The following is a 19,237-nucleotide window of genomic DNA, read 5'->3' as shown; positions in this document are numbered from 1 at the left end:
CGACGGCCATGCCGCCGCCACCCACACCGTGCGGGTCCACCGGCCGTGGGGCTTCTACCAGTCGATCCACAACGGCGACCGCTTCCAGGTGAAGCGCATCACCGTGAAGCCCGGCGAGAAGCTGTCGCTGCAGAAGCACTATCACCGCGCCGAGCACTGGGTGGTGGTGAACGGCACCGCGATCGTCACCCGCGACGACGACAAGATCCTGCTCAGGGAGAACGAGTCCATCTTCCTGCCGCTCGGCTGCGTCCACCGGCTGGAGAACCCCGGCAAGGTCCCCCTCAACCTCATCGAGGTCCAGTCCGGCCCCTATCTCGGCGAGGACGACATCGTCCGCATCGAGGACATCTACGCCCGCCCCGAGTTCGAAACCAGCAAGCGCTGAGGGGGCTGCAAGCCCGCTCGTTGGCCATGAACAAATGAACCCGCCCGGCGCCACCGGGCGGGTTCTTTCGTTTCGGGGGGCCGTAGGAACGGCCGGTGTCACGGCGCCGGTCCGAGCCGACCGCTCCCTCTGGTCAGGCGAGCCACTCCGCCATCGGGCGGATCGCGAGGCCGGCGTCCGACAGCCGCTTGCGGACGAGGGACGCCATGCCGACGGCGCCGGGCGTGTCGCCGTGGACGCAGACGGTGTCGATAGCGACGGGCCGGCGCGAGCCGTCGACCGCGGTGATCTCCTGGTCGGCCACCATCCGCACGACCCGTTCGGCGGCCTCGTCCGCATCGTGGATCACGGACCCGGCGAGCTTGCGCGACACGAGGTTGCCGTTCGGCGCGTAGGCGCGGTCGGCATAGATCTCGCGGGCGACGCGCAGGCCCTGCCGCTCTCCGGCGCGCTCGGTTTCCAGACCCGGCATCACGACGAAGATCAGGTTCGGATCGACGGTCCGGATGGCGCGGGCGACGGCGAGGGCGAGATCAGCGTCCTCCGCCGCCATGTTGCCGAGGCTGCCATGGGTCTTGACGTGGCGGATGGGGTGGCCGGCGGCATGGGCCAAAGCCTGGATGGCTCCGATCTGGTAGATCAGATGCTTCTCGATATCGGCCGGGCGCTCGCCGAGGATCGGCCGTCGGCCGAAGCCCCACAGATCGAGGAAACTCGGATGGGCGCCGACGCCGACGCCGTTCTCCCGCGCGGCTTCGAGCGTCGCCGCCATCACCAGTGGATCGCCGGCATGAAAGCCGCAGGCGATGTTGGCCGAGGTGACGATCTCGAGCATCGCCGCGTCGTCGCCGAGCGAGTAGACGCCGAAGCCTTCGCCCATGTCGCAGTTGAGGTCGATGTTGGTCATGGCAGGACTCCAGTGAGGGGGCGCCTGTTGCGCCCATCCGATCGACAAGCGGTCAGGACGGCAGCGGGCCGTCGGCGAAGGGATCGGCGAACGCGCAGACCGCGCCACTGACGAGATTGGCCGCGAGCAAGCGTTCGGAGGTGAGCGCCGCCGCCCCCGTGACGACCTCGGTCACGGCGCCGCACATCGCCGCGATGGCCGCGCGATGGCGGATGGCGATGTCCTCGGCCTCGAAGGCCTCGACGGCGACGAACCGGACAGGCTCGCCGGGGCGGCGCTGGGCGAGACGAGGGAGGTCCGGCTCGATCACGGTGGCGATCTTGGGATAGCCACCGGTCGACTGGCGATCCGCCAGCAGCACGATGGGCCGGCCGTGGCCCGGCACCTGGATCGAGCCGTTCATGATGCCATCCGAGACGATGTTGAAGCCGTCGCGATGCTCCACCACCGGGCCGTCGAGCTCGCAGCCCATGCGGTCGGCGCGGTCGGACATGAGGTAGGTCGCACTCAGAAACGTTTCGAGGCCAGCCTCGGTGAAGGCATCCGCCTGCGGGCCGAGCACCACGCGGATGTCTCCGCTGAGGTGCGGGCGCCGGTCGACGGGCAGCACGAGAGGCGCGCCGGAAGCTGCATCCGGCCGTGCCAGCGGCAGGCGGTCTCCGGCCCTGAGCGGCCGGCCTTCGAAGCCGCCGAGCTCCGAGCGGGTGTGGGTGGAGAGCGAGCCGAGCACCGGCGGCAGGTCGAAGCCTCCGGCGACCGCGAGGTAGAACCGCATGCCGGTCCGGGCTGCGCCGATCTTGAACGTTGTGCCTGCCGCCAGATCATAGGCGCGCCAGCTTTCGGCCGGGCTACCGTCGATCGAAACAGGCCCCTCGGCGCCGGTCAGCGCGATGCGGCAGGGCGCTTCGACGCGGACTGTGGCGCCGAGCAGCGCCATCTCGATCACCGCCGTGGCGCCGTCATTTCCCACCAGCGTGTTGGCAAGGGCCATCGCGACGGGATCCATGGCGCCCGAGGCCGAGATGCCGAAGCGCTGCCAGCCGAAACGGCCGAAATCCTGGATGGTCGCAAACGGGCCGCACTCAATGATGGCGAGACAGGGCGTGGTGTCGTCCGACGAAATGGTCATCACGCGGCTTCCCCGCTCGCGCCGGTAGCCGGACGGCGTTCCGCCACCTCGTCGCCAGCCTCGGCGGCGGCGACGAGCGTCCGGTATTCGTCCTCGTCGATCGGGCGGAAACGGATGGTGTCGCCGGCGGCGAACAGGAACGGCCGCTCGCTGCGGGCCGGATCGTAGGAGCGCACCGGCGTCTGGCCGATCAGATGCCAGCCGCTCGGGATCGCGATCGGCGGCGAGACGGCGGTCTGCTGACCGCCGATGGAAATGCTGCGAGGCGGGGTCGCCCGGCGCGGGTCGGTGCGGCGGGAGGTGTGGATCGCCGCCGGCAATCCGCCAAGATAGGCGAAGCCGGGTGCGAAGCCGATCATGTAGACGCGATAGTCGACAGACGAATGCAGTGCCACGACCTCCTGAGGCGTCATGCCATGGACCTCGGCGACGTGGTCGAGATCGACGCCCGACTCGCCGCCATAAAGCACCGGCACGATCCAGTGGTTCGTCGTCTCTTCGGAAAGAGGCGCGGGTGGCCACAGGCCACGCACGATGCCGATCAGCTCGGGCCTCCGCATCCGCACGGGATCGAACAGGACAAGGAGGGAGCGATAGGTCGGGACGGTCTCGCGGATCGCCGGCAGCGCGAGGCGGGCGAGCGCCGCATCGAGTGCGATGACGGCAGCATTGACCGCGGCATCCACGGTGGCGCCGAGTTCGATCACGAGCCCGCTGTCGCCGGCATCGAGGAAGCGGAGTTCGATCGCGTGCGGATCGGCCAACACGTTTGTCATGACCTTCTTCATGGCCCCACGGGCGGGGTGGCGGACGGCGGCGGCATCATAGCGGCGACACCAAAAGGCGGCGTGCGCAAATTTGGTACACCGACAGCATACCAAAGTTGAGGATCTCGTGGCGGTTCGCGCCCGGCCCAATAGTCCGGGACGGAGAACGACCGCCGCCCGCAGCCGTCGGCGCCCATCGCAAGCCGCTGAAGACGCATTTCCAATCAAAGGCTTGAGGGCGACGAACAGGGGCGCTGCGTTGGAGCCGCGTCCCATGTCTTCACCGTTCGGTGTGCAAGACCGGGCCACCGCGTGCCGCTGAACGGGCGTGGTTAGTTTTTGGGCTGCCTGCATATAAATTCCACTTGCGCACCCATGGTATGCCAAGGATATTTCACTGGTCGAGCGATTTCGAGGGGCGCCGTTTCCTCCTGTCGGAATCCGCCGGGGCGGCCGGAATGCCGTGGGGCGAGGCCGCGCGGCGATGCCGCAAGCGGTGGGCCACGTTGCCGACCGCGCGCGGCTTTGGGGGCTGGCGGACGTCACGCCCGTGGTCTGGGCCACGCGGTGTGTCGATGCTCTTGCTGTCGCGCGTGTGTTTGGTGGTAAATCAATCTGGGATTGTTGTTGCGGGCCGTGTCGCGCCCGGGCTGGAGAGGTGCAATGGAATTCGATCGCGAAGGCGAACTCGTTCTGCCGGCAGCCCGTGGCAAGGCGCTGCGGCTGAAGGCCGGCAGCGCGGTACGGATCACCAATCCGTTCGGCACCCAGGCGATCGATACCTGGGCCTTCGCGGCCGACGACATGAGCGAATACCTGTCGATGGAGAACGTCCGCTCGTTCAACAGCGTGGTGTGCATCGACCAGGGCGTGGCACTGGTTTCGACCGAGCGCCGGCCGATCATCACCATCGTCGAGGACACGTCAGCCGGCCGGCACGACACGCTCCTGTGCGCCTGCAACCCCGCGATCTATCGTGAGCTCGGGGTCAAGGGGTTTCACCGTTCCTGCTCCGGAAATATGCACGAGGCGCTGACGGAGATCGGCCGCGACATTCCGTTCACGCCCGCCGCGCTCAATCTGTTCATGAGCGTGCGGGTGGAGCCGGACCAGACGCTGACGCGGCTGCTTCCTGCCTCCAAGCCCGGATCCTACGTCACGCTGCGCGCGGAGTTCGACGTCATCCTCGTGCTGTCCTCCTGCCCGCAGGATGTGACCACCATCAACGGGCCGGACCGCACGCCGCGGGACTGCATGCTGGAAATCCTCGCGCCCGGGGCGTTTGCATGAGCGCGGACGAGCCGCTGATCAGGATCGCCGGGCTGCGCAAGAGCTTCGGCGGCCACGAGGTGCTGAAGGGCGTTTCGGTGGACGTGCACCCTGGCGAGGTGGTGACCGTCATCGGAGCCAGTGGATCCGGCAAGAGCACGTTCCTGCGCTGCATCAACGTCTTGGAGAAGCCGGACGCCGGCAAAGTGACCTTCGACGGCCGCACGGTCGATTTCGCGGCCGGTGGTGGCCGAGGCCCCTCGGCGCGGGAACTGCGCGCGCTCAGGACCTCCATCGGCATGGTGTTCCAGAGCTTCAATCTCTGGCCGCACATGACGGTGCTGGAGAATGTGATCGAGGCGCCGATCCGGGTGAGGAAGGTGTCGCGCGCGGAAGCGATCGAGACCGCCGAGGCGCTGCTGCGCCGCATCGGCCTCGCCGAGAAGCGCGACGCCTATCCCGGCCGCCTCTCCGGTGGCCAGCAGCAGCGCGTCGCCATCGCCCGTGCGCTTGCCATGAAGCCGCAGCTGATGCTGTTCGACGAGCCGACTTCCGCGCTCGACCCGGAGCTTGTCGGCGACGTGCTCTCCCTGATCGCCGACCTGGCCGCAGAGGGCATGACGATGATGCTCGTCACCCACGAGATCGGCTTCGCCCGGGAAGTCAGCACCCGAACCATCTTCTTCGATGCCGGCGTCGTCGCCGAGGACGGCCCGTCGCGCGACGTGCTGCGCCAGCCGCAGAGCGAACGGCTGCGCCAGTTCCTGAAGCGCGTGCTGCACGAGACTGTCGCCCGCGGCGACGCCGTGGGAGGGCAGTGAGCCATGGACATGCTTCCCGAATGGATCACCGTGCTCGGCCCCTACATGCCGGGCTTTCTCAACGCCTCCTGGCTCGTGCTCGTTCTGACACTTCTCGTCATCGTGCTGAGCTGGGTGTTCGGCCTCGTCGCCGCGCTCGGCAAGGCATCGCGGTTCGCCGTGTTCCGGCAGGCCAGCACCTTCTACATCTGGTTCATTCGCGGCACGCCGACGCTGATCCAGATCTTCATCGTCTATTTCGGCCTGCCGCAGTTCGGATTGCGTCTGTCGCCGTTCGTCGCCGGCGTGATCGCACTCGGCATCAACTCCGGCGCCTATGTTGCGGAGATCGTCCGTTCCGGCCTGATGGCCATTCCCAAGGGTCAGATGGAATCCTCGCTCGCCCTCGGGCTCAGCCGGTTCGATGCCATGCGCCGCATCATCCTGCCCCAGGTGTTCCGCATCATCGTGCCGCCGCTGACGAACGAGGCGATCTCGACGCTGAAGAACACCTCGCTGCTCTCCACCATCACCGTCGTGGAACTGACGCTCTATTCGCAGACGATCATCGCCACGACGTTCCGCCCGTTCGAGTTCTACACCGCCACCGCGGTGATCTACCTCCTCCTGACCACCATCCTGTCCCAGTTCGCGGCGTGGGCCGAGCGACACTATGCCCGCCGGACCTGACGGCCCGGGCAAGAGGCGGAATGTGATGACAATAGCAACGACGCAAGGCCTGCGATCATGAGCGTGCTTCCGATCGATTCCCTCGAAACGCCGCGGTTCTGCGGTGTGCCGACCTTCATGCGGCTGCCGCAGGCGACCACGCTCGAAGGTCTCGATGCAGCGGTGATCGGGCTGCCGTCCGACGCCGGCGCGCCCTTCCGCACCGGCGCGCGCTTCGCGCCGAACGCGGCCCGCGCGATGTCGATCATGCTGCGGCCGATCAACCCCTATCGCGGCAACATCAACGTGTTCGAACGCATGAGGATCGCCGATGTCGGCGACGCCTCCGTCGTGCCGGGCTACATTGAGGACTCGCTTGCGCGCATCGAGCAATCGGTGTCGACGCTGGTGGAGGCCGGCCTGACGCCGTTCGGCATCGGCGGCGACCATTCGGTGACCCTCGCCGAACTGCGCGCGGTGTCGCGCAAGCACGGCCCGCTCGCCCTGATCCAGTTCGATTCCCACACGGATACATGGGATAAATATTTCGCCGGGCGCCGCTACAGCGCCGGCACGCCGTTCCGCCGCGGCACGGAGGAGGGGATCATCGATCCCGCCCATTCCATCCAGATCGGCATGCGCGGATCGCTGTTCCAGCCGACCGACGTCAGCCAGTCGCTGGATCTCGGCTTCGACGTGGTGACGACCGATCAGATGTTCGAAATGGGCTTCCCGGCCCTGGTCGAGCGGATCGCCGCGCGCGTTGCCGGCCGGCCGGCCTTCATCACCTTCGATCTCGACTTCGTCGATCCGGCGGCGGCGCCGGGAGTGCAGACGCCCGAGGCCGGCGGGCCGGATGCCCGCCAGACCCTCGACCTGCTGCGGCGCCTCAAGGGCATCGACCTCGTCGGCTGCGACGTCGTCGAGCTCAACCCGATGTACGACCCGGCCCAGATCTCGGCGCTGCTGGCGGCGACGGTGCTGGCTGAACTGATGGCCCTCAAGGCCGAAACCCTTTCGTGACGCGGCCGTCTGGCCTCGCCACGGGAACGAAGCGGGCCGGCGCACGCCCGCCCGACGAGACACGCGCACAACCTGACTTCAGATGACAGAGGGGAAAATCATGCGTCTGAAACTGCTTCCCGCCCTTGCCCTCGCGCTGGTCGGCGCGCTGGCCTCGGCTCCCGCCAATGCCCAGGAACTCGAACTCATTCAGCCGGGCAAGCTCCTGATCGCCACGGAGGGCACCTATCCGCCCTTCAGCATGCGCTCGCCCGACGGCCAGCTTGACGGCCTCGAGATCCGCGTCGGCAAGGAGATCGCCAAGCGGCTGAATCTCGAATACACGCCCGTCATCATCAAGTGGGAGGCGCTGCTCGTCGGTCTCGCCGCCGACCAGTACGACTTTGCTTCCGACGCCATGGACATCACGGCCGAGCGCCAGAAGCAGGTGACGTTCGCGGACGGCTGGCTGGAATCCGGTGGCCGCGTCGTCATCCAGAAGGATTCGCCAATCAAGTCCGCGGCTGATCTGAAGGGCAAGACCGTCGGCGTGCTGGTCGCCTCCACCTGGGCGAAGCTCGCCGAGGAGCACGGCGCCACCGTGAAGAGCTACAAGGCCGAATCCGACGCCATGCAGGATCTGGTGAACGGTCAGGTCGACGCCGTCATCACCGATTCCATCGCCGCGGCCTACGCGATCGAGCAGTCGAAGCTGCCGCTGACCATGACGCCGGATTATCTGAGCCACGTCCAGAAGGGCTTCCCATTCAAGAAGGGTAAGCCGAACCTGGTGAAGGCCGTCAACAAGGCGCTCGCGGACATGATCGCCGACGGCACCTACGCCAAGCTCACGGTTCCGCTGGTCGGCTACGACCCGGCGCCGAAGGACCCGATCAAGACGCAGTTCTGATCGCATCGGACAAGACGGCTCCGCCTTCGCGGGGCCGTCGTCCGGCGATCGGAAAGAGCCGGTCGCGGCGTGCTCTCACCCCGCTCCGCCGCGGCCGGCTGTCCTCCCGTTTCAAGCGGCCCGACCCAGTCTGCCGCCGCCCGCCTTCGCCATTGCGGCCTGGCCGCCCAAGCACGAGTTCCGCCGATCATGAACGGAGACGCAGAGCAATCCGACGACGGCGGTCGCGACAGGAGCCTCGGCCGCATGGCCTACGATGCCCTGCTCGACCGGCTGATCCGGCGGGAGATCCCGGTCGGGTCCGTCCTGCAGGAGCGCCGGCTCGCGGAGGAACTCGACATTTCGCGCACCCCGGTCCGCGACGCGCTGAACCGGCTCGAAAGCGAGGGTTTCGTCACCCGCAAGCCGGGGCGGATGCTCGTCGTCACCGAGTTCTCGACCCGCACGCTGATCGAGACGCTCTATGTGCGGCAGGTGCTGGAGGCCGATGCCGTGATGCTGGCGACCGACCGGATTCCGCAGGCTGCGCTCGATGCTTCCGAGGCCGCCATCCGGGCCGTGATGGACATGCCGGTGCCGGACGCCGAGGCGGATTGGGCGGCGGATAGCCTGTTTCATGGGATGATTGCGGAGCACAGCGACAATGCCGTGCTTTCCAAGATGATCCTCGACCTGCGCATCAAGACCCATATGTTCAATCTCGACCGGATGCCCGAACGCTTCGAGGCGGGGCACCGGGAGCATCTCGCGGTGATCGCGGCCCTGCGCCGCCGCGACCGCGAGGCGGCGCGTGACGGCATCCGCGCCCACATCGAAAACGTGAAGCAGAGCATCATCGACAAGCTCCGCCGGATTTGAGGAACACGATCCATGTCTGCCGAGAAGATCAACGAAAGCACGCGCGGCGTCTATGTGATCTCGCCGACCCCGTTCACCGACGACGGGGCGCTCGATCTCGCCAGCACGGACGGGCTGGTGGACTTCTACCTCGAGAAGCGGGTCACCGGCCTTACGATCCTCGGCGTGCTCGGCGAGGCACCGAAGCTTGCGCCCGATGAATCCCGCCAGTTCATGACGCGGGTGCTGAAGCGCATCGACGGCCGCAAGCCGGTGGTCGTGGGCGCCAGCAACCCCGGAACCGACAACCTCGTCCGGTTCGCGAAGGAGGCGATGGATGCCGGCGCGGCTGGCATCATGGTCGCCCCGATCCCGGGCCTGAAAACCGATGAGCAGGTCTACGCGTACTGGGCGGCGGTGCTCGCGCGTCTCGGGCCGGACGTTCCTGTCTGCTACCAGGACTACCCGCAGACGACGACCGTCGTCACCTCGGTGCCGGTTCTGCATCGCCTGATCGACGAGTTCCCGAACCTCGTCATGCTGAAGCACGAGGAAAGCCCCGGGCTGACCAAGATCACGCGGATGCGCGAGCGGTCGGACAAGGGCGAGGGGCGGCGCGTCAGCATCCTCATCGGCAATGGCGGCCTGCACCTGCCGCAGGAGCTGCGGCGCGGCGTCGACGGCGCCATGACGGGCTTCGCCTATCCGGAAATGCTGGTGGGCGTGTGCGAGAAGTTCTTCGCGGGCGACGCGGAGGGCGCCGAGGACCTGTTCGACGCCTATCTGCCGATCCTGCGCCACGAACAGCAGCTCGGGTTCGGCCTTGCTGTGCGCAAGGAAGTCCTGCGGCGGCGCGGGGTCATTGCCTCGGCCGCGATCCGTCATCCCGGCCCGAAGCTCGCGGCGCGCGATCATCAGGAACTCGACGAACTGATGGCGCGGCTGGCGATCCGCCTCGAGCGTCTGTCCGCCGGCACGCTTTGATGCAACTAGAGCGCTTTCCGATCTGATGGAATCATCAGATCGACAAGAAATCGCTCCAGATTCAAAATCTTGAGCATATCCTTGTCGTTCAGATCGGTTCGATCTGAACGGGATATGCTCCAGGTCGGCCTGGCCGACGACAGCAACGGCGCGCTGCCCGCATCGGATGGCTGCGCCTCCGCACCGGAGACGGTGCGCCCTCGGAGACGACTGCACATGGATCTCGGTTTCAACGACAGAACGGCCCTGGTGCTCGGCGCGAGCCGGGGGCTGGGCCTCGCCATCGCCCGCACGCTTGCGGCCGAGGGCGCGAGCGTCATCCTCGCCGGCCGCGACGAGGCTCGTCTAGCCGCAGCGGTGGAGGGCATCGTCGCGCATGGCGGCAAGGCGCGCGCACTCCGCCTCGATCTTGCCGACAGGCCGGCGCTCGAAGCGGCGCTCGACGGGCTCGTTGCCGAGGGCACGGTGGTCGATATTCTCGTCAACAACGGCGGCGGTCCGCCGCCCGGGCCGGTCTCGGCCGTTGCCGCCGCGGCCTGGTCGACGGCGTTCGAGACCATGGCGAATGCGCTGTTCACCGTCACGGCGCGCCTGCTGCCGGGAATGCGCGCCCAGCGCTATGGCCGCATCGTCAACATCGTGTCCTCGGGCGTGGTGCAGCCGATCCCCAATCTCGGCATGTCGAATGCGCTCCGTGCCTCGGTGGTCGGCTGGGCGAAGACGCTCGCCGGAGAGGTCGCCGGGGAGGGGATCACCGTCAATTCCGTGGTGCCCGGCCGCATCCACACCGATCGCGTCGACGAACTCGACGCCGCCGCGGCCGCGCGTGCCTCGAAGACCGTGGACGAGATCGCCGCGGCCTCCCGCGCGACCATTCCGATGGGCCGCTACGGCGACCCGCAAGAATTCGCCGATGTCGTCGCCTTCCTGGCGAGCGGTCGGGCGAGCTATGTCACCGGATCGCTGGTGCGCGTCGACGGCGGCATGATCCGCGGCATCTGAACCGGGGGCGCCTTCCGATCCGATGAAATCGTCAGATCGACAGAAATCGCTTCAGATGCAAAACCTTGAACATATCCTCGTCGTTCAGGTCGGCTCAATCTGAACGGGATATGCTCCAGGGCAACGCCGCTTGCGCGGCCCGCCGGCGACGGACGGGCCGACGCCGGTCTGATGTCTGTCGTCAGATCGAGGACAGATGGCGGATGATCGACGCCTTGACCGCGTCGATGTGGTTCACCATCGCGGCGGCGGCAGCGGCGCCATCGTCGGCTTCGAGCGCGGCGACGATGTCGAGGTGTTCCTGGCACGCCGCCGCAGCACGATCCGGCATTCTGCCGAGGTCGAAGATGCGGGTTCGCCGGCGCAGGTCTCGGATCATGGAGGCCATCAGCGGATTGCCGGCCGCATCGGCGACGACGTCGTGCAGCCGCGTGTCTGCCCTCAGGCCGACCTCCGGATCGGCCAGCTTTCCGTCCGGAGCCACCTGGCTCAGCACGGCCTCCAGTTCCGCGCGCACATCGGCGAGGAGAGCGCGGTCGATCCGGCCGACGCTGAGCCTGACCGCCTCCGGCTCCAGAAGCCGGCGGATGTTCAGGATCTGCATGTATTCCGGCACCGTCATCTGACGGACTTCGAGATAGCGCGTGCCGCGCCGCTTCAGCAGGCCTTCGCTCTCGAGCATCAGCAGGGCGTCGCGGAGCGGCGTTCGCGACACTTCCAGCGCTTCGGCGAGGCGTCGTTCGGTGATGACCTCGCCGCCGTGCAGCTTGCCGGTGAAAATCATGTCTTCGAGACGGCGATGAACGCTGTGCGCGAGCCGGCGCGATGGATTGTCCTCAACCACGACCGCCTCTACTCCCACTTCCCGATTGCATTCAATGTCGGCATTTTGTCAACGAATACAACGACCAGCATAATGTCGATCATTGGTGTACCGGGGATTTGCGGCACTTGCAATTGCTCTGATGTGCGCTCTTCAGAAACGATCCGTTGCTGTCGCCGCGCCGTCTCCCAGAGGCTACGATCCCGCGCCGGCATGGACGTCCGGCACGGGATTGCACCCGAGCGCGCGTGTTGAGCCCCGTCCGTTCGGCTGGGGAACGGCGATGGGCTCCACGGTCCCGTCCGGGCTCGGCGAGGCGGAAAGGGCGTTCTCGAGGTGCGCCGTGAGGCGGCGGGCGGCCTGCTGACGGTCGCCGTTCGCGAGCGCTTCGAGAACCGCCAGATGTTCCGCGATCCAGATCCGAATGCGATGGCGATTTTCGTATCCCTGATATTCGAGCAGTCGCCGCAGCCGGTTCTGCTGCTGGACGGCTTGCACGAAATAGGCATTGCCGGAGAACGAGGCCAGCGTCTCGTGAAAGGCGGCGTCGAGTTCGAACAGGATGCCGGGCGGCGGGGGCGAAGGGGCCGCCAGCACGGTCTCATGGTCCGATCGCAGCCGGTTGAGCACCACCGGATCGGCGAAGAAGCTGGCCAGCAACAGGCCCGCCGGCTCCAGCGTCACCCGGAAATCGTAGCTTGCCCGCAGGGCGCGCGCGGAATCGAGCCCCGGCTGAAAGGTCCACCCCTGGCCCTTGTTGCGCGCGATCAGGCCTTCGTCCGCCATGCGGGACAGCACGCGCAGCAGCACGATCCGGTTCACGGCGTAGCGACGGGCGAATTCGGTCTGCGTCATCGAATCCGGAAGTCCGCCGGAGATGCGGTCGCGCACCACGGATGCGTAGAGGTCCTGCTCGGGTGTCGACGGCACCGTCAGGCTTTGCGAACGGTCGATCTCGTCCGCGTCCTTCGCCAGAAAGAACCCCTGTCGGGCGCGGGATTCGACCAGGCCGGCGTCCGCCAGAAGCCTGAGCGCCGCCCTGACCGGCGTTCGCGAAACCGACAGTTCCTGGGCGAGCCATTGCTCGGTCAGATGGTGTCCGGCCTTCAGGCTGCGACTGCGAACGAGATCGACGACCATGTTCGCGAGGACGTATTGAGCCTGCCTCTTCTCGCGACGATCCATAGCGAGCCTTGCGCGCGTTGATTGTGCGACGACACTAGGTCAATCCCGTTGCAGCCTTCAAGTCGCAAGCATGGCTTTTGAGGCCCGCTGCAATCGATAGAATGCACGTTAATCGATTTCGTTGACCATCGGTCGCAACCCCCTGCTGTCAAGACATCGGAAAGGCAGGTGGGCCGGAGATCGAACCGATCTGTCGGGGAAATTCTTCGCGGGATTGTCCAGCCGACGCACCCGCCACGCTGACGATCCGCTGCCGCCTCGCTCAAACCCAACCCAGGCACCGGAACTGCAGTCGCCCGACACATCCATGGGTTGCAGATTTGTCCTTTGCCTGCAAACGGAAGTCCGGTCTGCGCCGGTCGAAGCGGGGTGGATTCCGGCGAGGCAGGGTCTCGGTGCGAGCCGTTGCCAAATGCCGGGGTCGCCGAATCGCGTGGGCGCGCCGACCAGGGCTCGCAACCGGCAGCGAAACCGGGAGGACAGGAGATGGGAGGAGAGGGGAAACATCGAGGTCGCCCCCAGCTGGCTTGGGGGGATAGCCAGGGGCGACCTCTTCCGCCCGGAGCTTGGGGGGGAACCGGGCGGCAAATCTGCATCCGTCACAATGGGGGGTCGAACGGATGCAGAAGCTGAATATCAGGGTTCACATATAGCGTTTATCGTGGCCCATGGAAGTGCGTGACGCGACCTTTCTGACCGGAGCCGATCGGCGATAGGATCCGGAACACACTTAAGCCTTTGAGTGAGAAACAACTCTCTCAAACCGGATTGTCGCGAACTGCCGTAGGCCCGCGATCTGCCAGGCTCAATGCGGTCTCCCGGCAAAGTCTCGGCATCTCCACTTGGCCGCCCCTGAAAAGGTGCCGCCCGGCGGATAAGGCTTGCCGATCGCGAAAACAGGAAGCGCACATCGATTTGTATGCATATAAACTATCACCCTTGCCTCCTAGCGGCAACGCGATTCGGCGGAAGTACATGCGCTCATTTCAGGACAGATGTCCCAACGGTCGCCGTTGCTGGGTGACAGCCGGGCCGTTGCGCGGCCGTGTGAAGTAACGGCCCGCGACATGCCGTCTGCTCAAAGGTGGCCTGGAAAACCAAACAGGGGCCGCTGCGAGTCACCCGCGATCGGGATGCGCTGGAGCGTCCTTCGATCGGACGACATGATCCGCTCGGCGAGAAATCGCGGGCGATTCAAAGACATGAGAATATGCTCGTCGCTGAGATCGGTTCGGCCTGAACGAGATGCGCTCTCGCGACGTTGCCGGGGTCCTCGCGTTCACCGTGATCGCTGCCGCGCTCGGCTGCCATGCTGCCCGCGATCGCTCACCATTGCGACTTCGGTTGGCATACCATAAAAATGCAATCGGTCTTTCCCCTCGGCGGGTTCCACATGCCTTCTTGCCTCATCGTCCAGCCGATCCATCCGGCGGGGCTCGCGCTGCTTGAGCAGTCGGGCATCGAAGCGGTGCTGTCCGATCCCGGCGCAATGGTGGCGCAGGCCCCCGGCGTGGCGGCGGTCATCACCCGCAATGCCGGCTTCACCGCGGAAGCGATGCGCGCGGCGCCCGACCTCGCTGTGGTCAGCGTTCACGGCACCGGCTACGACCGGGTTGCGGTCGAGACCGCGACCGGGCTCGGCATCCTCGTCGTCAACACGCCCGAGGCCAACGTGCTCTCGGTGGCCGAGCACACGCTCGCGCTGACCTTCGCGCTCGCCAAGGGCGTGGTCTCCGGAGACCGAGCGACGCGGGCCGGCGACGACGGCTTCAAATATCGCGCGCGCATGATCGAACTCGCCGGCGCGACCTTCGGCATCGTGGGCTTCGGCCTGATCGGTCGCGAGACCGCGCGGCTGGCGGCTGCAATCGGGATGCGCGTCGTCGGCTGGTCTCCGAGCGGCAGGTCGGCAGACCTGCAGGCGGCCGGCGTGGAGCCGATGGCCTCGCTGGAGGCGCTGGTGGCGGAAAGCGATGTGGTGTCGCTGCACCTGCGGCTTTCGCCCTCGAGCCGCCATCTGATCGATCGCCGGATGCTGGCGCGGATGAAGCCGGGAGCCTTTCTTGTCAACACCGCGCGCGGGGCGCTGGTGGACGAGGATGCGCTCTGCGACGCGCTCGCCGCGGGAGACCTGGCCGGCGCGGGGCTCGACGTGTTCGCCGATGAGCCGCTGCCGACGAACTCGCGCCTGAGGGAGCACGAGAACATCGTGCTGACGCCCCACGTTGCGGGCTCCACCGAGCAGGCGCTTCAGCGGATGGCGCGGCTCGCCGCCTCCCAGGTGGTCGACGTTCTCGCCGGCCGCCGGCCTCCCCACATCGTCAATCCCGCGGCGTGGCCCGGCCGCGCCGCCGCCTTCACCGCAGGAAAGCCGTGATGACCGCTGTATCGAATCCGGCTCTCTCGAATTCCGGTCTCGCGCTTGCGGAACGGCTGTTCGACGATCTGCTTGCCCACACGTCCGACGAGCCGGGTGTGACCCGGGCCGCGTTCGGCGAAGGCGAGGACTACGCACACCGGCTGATGACGGAGGTCGGCCGCGAACTCGGCCTCGAGATCGAGACCGATGGCGTCGGCAATCTCTATCTCACCTATGCCGGACAGGAACCGGGCCTGCCCGGTTGGATCGTCGGCTCCCACCTCGACTCCGTTCCGCACGGCGGCAACTTCGATGGCGCTGCCGGCGTGATCGCGGGACTGTCCGTGATCTCCACGCTGAAGCGGCGCGGGGTTCGGCCGCGCCGTCCGATCACGGTGATGGCGATCCGCGCCGAAGAAAGCACGTGGTTCCCGGTGTCCTATCTCGGCAGCCGCGCGGCGCTCGGCCGGTTGCCGGCGGATGCGCTGGTGACCGCGCGCGCGGACACGGGAGAGACGCTCGCGGCGCACATGGCAGCGCTCGGCTGGCGGCCGGAGGACATCGCCGCCGGGCGGGCCCATCTTCGGCCGGAGCGGGTGCACGGCTTCATTGAGGTGCACATCGAGCAGGGACCGGTCCTCGAAGCCGAAGCCCTGCCTGTCGGTCTCGTGACGGCCATCGCCGGCAGCTTCCGCTACCGCAGCGCGCGGTGCCTCGGCGAATGGGGGCACTCCGGCGCCGTGCCGCGCGGACATCGGATCGATGCGGTCTTCGGGCTCGCCGATCTGGTCGTGGCCCTCGATGCGTTCTGGGGAAGCCTTGAGGCCGAGGGACAGGAAGCCACCATCACGGTCGGGCAGGTTGCCACCCCGACGGAACTCCACGCCTTCAGCAAGGTGCCCGGCGAAGTCGCGTTCTGTCTGGACGTGCGAAGCCGGTCGGCCGACGTGCTGAAGCGCATCGAGGAGGAACTGGAACGGGTTTCGGCGGACATCTGCCGGCGGCGCGGCGTGCGCTTCGATTGGGGCGAGCGTACCGGCAGCCAGCCGGCCGAACTCGATGTGGCCCTGCGGCGCGGCCTTGCCGATGCTGCCACGGCGGCGACGATCCCGTTTCGCGAGATGCCGAGCGGCGCCGGGCATGACACCGCGGCCTTCTCGGCCGCCGGCATCGCGTCGGCCCTGATCTTCGTTCGCAACCAGAATGGCAGCCACAATCCGGACGAAGCCATGCGCCTTGAAGACTTCGGCGCGGCCGTGGACGTTCTCGTCCGCTACTTCACCGACAACGCGTCGTCATGATTGTCGACGGACAAGACCGTCGATCATGCCAAACACCCGCGCGATGAAATAGGGCATCCAGGTCGGCAGCACCGCATAGGGATGGCCGGCGGGGAGGCGCTTGCCGGAATAACCAGCCTGACGGGCTTCGTGCCGGGCCCGCCGCGCAGACAGCGGACGCTTGCCGCGCTCTGGTGATGTCGAAATCTGGTGCATGGCCTGAAAGCCCTGTCTGTCTCCGAAGTCAGCAGATCCGGGCTGCCTGCCCGAAGGCTGCGGGCTCACTCTTATGTTCTGCATCCGGCTGACGCCTCTGGTCTGCATTCCCGAACCATGCGCTTCGCGTGCCGGACATTGCCGCCGGCTGATGAGCGAGGTGGTGCCGGTCGCCTGGACCCGGACGACGCCTCGTAATTCGCTGCGATCGAGCCACGGTCCGCATGCGACGAATGATGGAGGAATACATCCAATTTTTGACGCTGTATATTATGAATTCGAAAATTCAGAGAATATTTCGAGAAATATATCGTTGAAAGAGTTTTAATAATTTTTAATATTTGAGTTAATACTGACTAATACGAAAAATTCGCCTGTACAAAATGTCCTGATGTGCGCAGGAGGTTGCGGGGGCGGCGGTTGAAGCGGAGTGTCGCGCAGTCGAACGGCGGCTGGTCAAATGTACCGCGCCGCGCCTTTCCTGGAGCGACGGTTACCCGCATGGCGGGGCCGGCGCGCGCGCAGCGGTTCATCGAAGACAATGTGGGAGGGCGGCAGAAAAACGCGCTCTCGCGATGGGCGAAGCGAACGCCCGTACACCGGCCGTTTTCCAGACGAAAACGCCTGCCTCCGGGTGTCCCCGAAGGCAGGCGCATCACGCCGGTCGAGTGGCGATTAGGGTGCCGGGGGCGCCGGCGGGGCCGGCGGCGCGCCCTTCGGCCCGGGCTTGCCGTGCGGCGGCGGGGGCGGCGGCATCTTGCTCAGCATATCCATCTGCTGCTGGATTAGCGGCGTGACCGCCTGCACACAGGCCTGGGTCGAATCTTCGTCGGCACACTTGACGATGATCCGTCCGCCCGGGCCGCCGCGATCGAACACGAATACCGCCCCCTTGGTCGGCGGGAACGGCATGCCGCCGCCCGGACGCATCATCATGCCCGGTCCGCCGCGCCAGCCACGGCCGTCAGGGCGCATGTGGTCGCGCGGTCCGGCCTGCGGGCCAGCCATCGGGGGAGCGGGCTGGCTGTCGTCCGGTGCGGCCGCGACGGGCGGCGCATCGGCATCGTCCATGTCCTGCGCCAGGACCGGCGCGGCCAGAAGCGACAGTGCGCTCGCAAGGAGAATGATCTTCTTCATCGGTTTACTCCGTCTATGGAGAAATATATATCTTTGTCGCTTGTCTTGTTTGACAACGATCTAGCCAAATCCGTCACGATCTGACGGACTTTTCTCACCCCTCAGGAATTGGCGCAGGGGTGTCTGGGGGTATTTTACCTATCTCGTCCCTGCCATGACCTTGAAACGCGGACACGCAACGGATCCCTACGAAAAAAAATCACGACCGGGCTTCCCTCCTGCGGGGGATCAACGTTCGGGGCTGGCGGGCGTTCCGCGACGCCGGAGTGACAAAGACCTGTCCGCCCGGCATTCTGGCGACGCGCAGAATCGGCGGCGGTCGCCCGCCGCCGCGGCTGTCTGTTCTCGAAGCGAGCGTTCTCCATGCCCGAACCGCGATGGTCGCCCCAGCAGGAAACGGCGCTGGCGCGGGTATCGGACTGGCTGTCCGGCCGTGGCCCGTCGATCCGCAGTCAGCAGGTGTTCCGGCTGTTCGGCTATGCCGGCACCGGCAAGACGACGCTCGCCAAGGCGATCGCGGCCGATGTCGGCGGCAAGGTCGCCTTCGCCGCGTTCACCGGTAAGGCGGCGCTGGTGCTGCAATCGCGCGGCTGCACCGGTGCCTCGACTCTGCACAGCCTGATCTACAAGCTCGAGGACGAGAACGAGGGCGCCCCGCGCTTCGCCCTCAATCGCGACAGCGCCGTCAAGGACGTGGAACTCGTCATCGTCGACGAGGTCTCCATGGTCGATGAGGCGCTCGGCAAGGACCTGCTCGCGTTCGGCACGAAGGTGCTGGTGCTCGGCGATCCCGCGCAGTTGCCGCCGGTCAAGGGCGGCGGCTTCTTCACCGCCGCCGAGCCGGACGTGATGCTGACGGAGGTTCACCGGCAGGCGCGCGACAATCCCCTGATCCGGCTTTCGATGGATGTGCGCGAGGGGCGCCCGCTGCTGCCCGGGTCCTATGGCGGCAGCAGCGTGGTGTCGCGGCGCGACCTCAATCCGGACGACGTCGTGGACGCCGATCAGGTGCTGGTCGGGCTCAACCGCACACGCCATCTCTATAATGGACGCCTACGGGCGCTGAAGGGATACGAGGGCGCGGTGCCGGGCGTTGGCGAACGCCTTGTCTGCCTGCGCAACAACCGGTCGAAGGGGTTGCTAAACGGCGGCATCTGGTCGGTCGCCGAGGTGATCTCGGCCGACGAGCGCGTGGTGCAGCTTCATATCGATCCGGAAGAGGCCGGCACGGCGCGCAAGCGCCGGCGCGTCTCGATCCACCCGTTCTTCTTCCAGGGCCGGGAGGGCGAACTCGCCTGGGACGTGCTGCGCCATTTCGACGAGATGACCTACGGCTACGCCCTGACGGTCCACAAGGCGCAGGGCTCGCAGTGGGACAAGGTGGTGCTGTTCGACGAGAGCGCCGCCTTCCGGGAGGATCGCGCCCGCTGGCTCTATACCGGCCTCACGCGCGCGTCCCAGTCGGTCACCGTCGTGGTCTAAGGCTTGTGGGGATTTGGGATTCCCAATTTGGCGTAGATGTGATTCACGCTTTGGATGGATCGCTTCGTACTGACGGACGCCCAATGGGCGA

19 protein-coding genes are annotated in these 19,237 nt (G+C 66.7%); 12 read left to right on the top strand and 7 right to left on the bottom strand.

The genetic code is table 11. From position 1 onward, the window contains the following. Positions 1–388: cupin domain-containing protein (locus BUF17_RS21885; protein WP_139282581.1), on the top strand; the 388-nt coding region annotated here is incomplete at its 5' end. Between the two features lie 133 nt (positions 389–521). On the opposite strand, the gene BUF17_RS21880 is transcribed toward BUF17_RS21885, so the two are convergent. The 3 genes from BUF17_RS21880 to pxpB are packed head-to-tail and all read right to left on the bottom strand — an operon-like array spanning position 522 to position 3,200. Next, complete coding sequence (locus tag BUF17_RS21880) at positions 522–1,295, bottom strand: LamB/YcsF family protein (RefSeq protein WP_073632806.1); 774 nt, start codon at positions 1,293–1,295, stop codon at positions 522–524. Between the two features lie 52 nt (positions 1,296–1,347). Further along, positions 1,348–2,424, bottom strand: a complete 1,077-nt coding sequence (locus tag BUF17_RS21875) for a 5-oxoprolinase subunit C family protein (RefSeq protein WP_073632804.1) — start codon at positions 2,422–2,424, stop codon at positions 1,348–1,350. Further along, positions 2,424–3,200 carry a 5-oxoprolinase subunit PxpB gene (gene pxpB, locus BUF17_RS21870; RefSeq protein WP_139282642.1) on the bottom strand — a complete coding sequence of 259 codons (777 nt, stop codon included), beginning with the start codon at positions 3,198–3,200 and terminating at the stop codon, positions 2,424–2,426. Before pxpB ends, BUF17_RS21875 begins: the two co-directional genes overlap by 1 nt. Positions 3,201–3,854: 654 nt before the next feature. On the opposite strand from pxpB, the gene BUF17_RS21865 reads away from it, so the two are divergent. The 8 genes from BUF17_RS21865 to BUF17_RS21830 all read left to right on the top strand — a co-directional run bounded on the left by BUF17_RS21865 (position 3,855) and on the right by BUF17_RS21830 (position 10,664). Next, on the top strand, positions 3,855–4,481 hold the full coding sequence (locus BUF17_RS21865; RefSeq protein WP_073632802.1) for a DUF1989 domain-containing protein: 627 nt from the start codon (positions 3,855–3,857) through the stop codon (positions 4,479–4,481). Continuing rightward, the gene (locus BUF17_RS21860) at positions 4,478–5,281 is read left to right on the top strand and encodes an amino acid ABC transporter ATP-binding protein (protein WP_073632800.1); all 804 of its coding nucleotides are present in this window, start codon (positions 4,478–4,480) and stop codon (positions 5,279–5,281) included. The genes BUF17_RS21865 and BUF17_RS21860 overlap by 4 nt, the downstream gene beginning before the upstream one ends. Before the next feature lie 3 nt (positions 5,282–5,284). Beyond that, a complete protein-coding gene (locus tag BUF17_RS21855; RefSeq protein ID WP_244530993.1) occupies positions 5,285–5,950 on the top strand; it encodes an amino acid ABC transporter permease in 666 nt (221 codons plus the stop codon). Between the two features lie 57 nt (positions 5,951–6,007). Continuing rightward, positions 6,008–6,952: an agmatinase gene (locus tag BUF17_RS21850; protein WP_073632798.1), complete on the top strand. Its 945-nt coding sequence runs from the start codon at positions 6,008–6,010 to the stop codon at positions 6,950–6,952. Between the two features lie 100 nt (positions 6,953–7,052). Continuing rightward, a complete protein-coding gene (locus BUF17_RS21845; protein WP_073632795.1) occupies positions 7,053–7,841 on the top strand; it encodes a transporter substrate-binding domain-containing protein in 789 nt (262 codons plus the stop codon). A gap of 189 nt (positions 7,842–8,030) precedes the next feature. Further along, positions 8,031–8,699 (top strand): GntR family transcriptional regulator, encoded by a 669-nt coding sequence (locus BUF17_RS21840; protein ID WP_073632793.1) that lies wholly within the window; start codon positions 8,031–8,033, stop codon positions 8,697–8,699. A 12-nt stretch (positions 8,700–8,711) separates the two neighbouring features. Beyond that, entirely contained in the window at positions 8,712–9,662 is a 951-nt protein-coding gene (locus tag BUF17_RS21835) for a dihydrodipicolinate synthase family protein (protein WP_073632791.1), read from the top strand. Between the two features lie 216 nt (positions 9,663–9,878). Then, positions 9,879–10,664 (top strand): SDR family oxidoreductase, encoded by a 786-nt coding sequence (locus BUF17_RS21830; RefSeq protein WP_073632808.1) that lies wholly within the window; start codon positions 9,879–9,881, stop codon positions 10,662–10,664. A gap of 181 nt (positions 10,665–10,845) precedes the next feature. Here BUF17_RS21830 and BUF17_RS21825 read toward each other — a convergent pair whose 3' ends face one another. Both BUF17_RS21825 and BUF17_RS21820 read right to left on the bottom strand, forming a co-directional pair. Further along, positions 10,846–11,508, bottom strand: coding sequence for a GntR family transcriptional regulator (locus tag BUF17_RS21825; protein WP_084565104.1), 663 nt, complete (start codon positions 11,506–11,508; stop codon positions 10,846–10,848). A 174-nt stretch (positions 11,509–11,682) separates the two neighbouring features. Next, positions 11,683–12,672 carry an FCD domain-containing protein gene (locus BUF17_RS21820; RefSeq protein WP_084565102.1) on the bottom strand — a complete coding sequence of 330 codons (990 nt, stop codon included), beginning with the start codon at positions 12,670–12,672 and terminating at the stop codon, positions 11,683–11,685. A gap of 1,393 nt (positions 12,673–14,065) precedes the next feature. Here BUF17_RS21820 and BUF17_RS21815 point away from each other — a divergent pair. Continuing rightward, entirely contained in the window at positions 14,066–15,049 is a 984-nt protein-coding gene (locus tag BUF17_RS21815) for a hydroxyacid dehydrogenase (RefSeq protein ID WP_073632807.1), read from the top strand. Beyond that, entirely contained in the window at positions 15,049–16,332 is a 1,284-nt protein-coding gene (locus BUF17_RS21810; protein WP_073632785.1) for a Zn-dependent hydrolase, read from the top strand. The genes BUF17_RS21815 and BUF17_RS21810 overlap by 1 nt, the downstream gene beginning before the upstream one ends. Here BUF17_RS21810 and BUF17_RS21805 read toward each other — a convergent pair. Together BUF17_RS21805 and BUF17_RS21800 are read right to left on the bottom strand one after the other, a co-directional pair. Then, a complete protein-coding gene (locus BUF17_RS21805) occupies positions 16,327–16,527 on the bottom strand; it encodes a hypothetical protein (protein ID WP_073632783.1) in 201 nt (66 codons plus the stop codon). The genes BUF17_RS21810 and BUF17_RS21805 overlap by 6 nt on opposite strands. Before the next feature lie 675 nt (positions 16,528–17,202). Then, positions 17,203–17,664, bottom strand: coding sequence for a hypothetical protein (locus BUF17_RS21800; RefSeq protein WP_073632781.1), 462 nt, complete (start codon positions 17,662–17,664; stop codon positions 17,203–17,205). 363 nt (positions 17,665–18,027) lie between these two features. On the opposite strand from BUF17_RS21800, the gene BUF17_RS21795 reads away from it, so the two are divergent. Beyond that, positions 18,028–19,146: an ATP-dependent DNA helicase gene (locus BUF17_RS21795; protein WP_073632779.1), complete on the top strand. Its 1,119-nt coding sequence runs from the start codon at positions 18,028–18,030 to the stop codon at positions 19,144–19,146. Positions 19,147–19,237: the final 91 nt, after the last annotated feature.

Source organism: Pseudoxanthobacter soli DSM 19599, from assembly GCF_900148505.1.
Lineage (GTDB): Bacteria > Pseudomonadota > Alphaproteobacteria > Rhizobiales > Segnochrobactraceae > Pseudoxanthobacter > Pseudoxanthobacter soli.
Note: the sequence above shows the minus strand (reverse complement) of the source record. Positions and strands in the feature narration are given on the sequence as shown.

What these genes read in the sequence shown, in the direction of transcription:
- BUF17_RS21880 (WP_073632806.1), bottom strand. Translation starts at nt 1,295, where the DNA reads ATGACCAACATCGACCTCAACTGCGACATGGGCGAAGGCTTCGGCGTC.
- BUF17_RS21875 (WP_073632804.1), bottom strand. Translation starts at nt 2,424, where the DNA reads ATGACCATTTCGTCGGACGACACCACGCCCTGTCTCGCCATCATTGAG.
- pxpB (WP_139282642.1), bottom strand. Translation starts at nt 3,200, where the DNA reads ATGACAAACGTGTTGGCCGATCCGCACGCGATCGAACTCCGCTTCCTC.
- BUF17_RS21865 (WP_073632802.1), top strand. Translation starts at nt 3,855, where the DNA reads ATGGAATTCGATCGCGAAGGCGAACTCGTTCTGCCGGCAGCCCGTGGC.
- BUF17_RS21860 (WP_073632800.1), top strand. Translation starts at nt 4,478, where the DNA reads ATGAGCGCGGACGAGCCGCTGATCAGGATCGCCGGGCTGCGCAAGAGC.
- BUF17_RS21855 (WP_244530993.1), top strand. Translation starts at nt 5,285, where the DNA reads ATGGACATGCTTCCCGAATGGATCACCGTGCTCGGCCCCTACATGCCG.
- BUF17_RS21850 (WP_073632798.1), top strand. Translation starts at nt 6,008, where the DNA reads ATGAGCGTGCTTCCGATCGATTCCCTCGAAACGCCGCGGTTCTGCGGT.
- BUF17_RS21845 (WP_073632795.1), top strand. Translation starts at nt 7,053, where the DNA reads ATGCGTCTGAAACTGCTTCCCGCCCTTGCCCTCGCGCTGGTCGGCGCG.
- BUF17_RS21840 (WP_073632793.1), top strand. Translation starts at nt 8,031, where the DNA reads ATGAACGGAGACGCAGAGCAATCCGACGACGGCGGTCGCGACAGGAGC.
- BUF17_RS21835 (WP_073632791.1), top strand. Translation starts at nt 8,712, where the DNA reads ATGTCTGCCGAGAAGATCAACGAAAGCACGCGCGGCGTCTATGTGATC.
- BUF17_RS21830 (WP_073632808.1), top strand. Translation starts at nt 9,879, where the DNA reads ATGGATCTCGGTTTCAACGACAGAACGGCCCTGGTGCTCGGCGCGAGC.
- BUF17_RS21820 (WP_084565102.1), bottom strand. Translation starts at nt 12,672, where the DNA reads ATGGATCGTCGCGAGAAGAGGCAGGCTCAATACGTCCTCGCGAACATG.
- BUF17_RS21815 (WP_073632807.1), top strand. Translation starts at nt 14,066, where the DNA reads ATGCCTTCTTGCCTCATCGTCCAGCCGATCCATCCGGCGGGGCTCGCG.
- BUF17_RS21810 (WP_073632785.1), top strand. Translation starts at nt 15,049, where the DNA reads ATGACCGCTGTATCGAATCCGGCTCTCTCGAATTCCGGTCTCGCGCTT.
- BUF17_RS21805 (WP_073632783.1), bottom strand. Translation starts at nt 16,527, where the DNA reads ATGCACCAGATTTCGACATCACCAGAGCGCGGCAAGCGTCCGCTGTCT.
- BUF17_RS21800 (WP_073632781.1), bottom strand. Translation starts at nt 17,664, where the DNA reads ATGAAGAAGATCATTCTCCTTGCGAGCGCACTGTCGCTTCTGGCCGCG.
- BUF17_RS21795 (WP_073632779.1), top strand. Translation starts at nt 18,028, where the DNA reads ATGCCCGAACCGCGATGGTCGCCCCAGCAGGAAACGGCGCTGGCGCGG.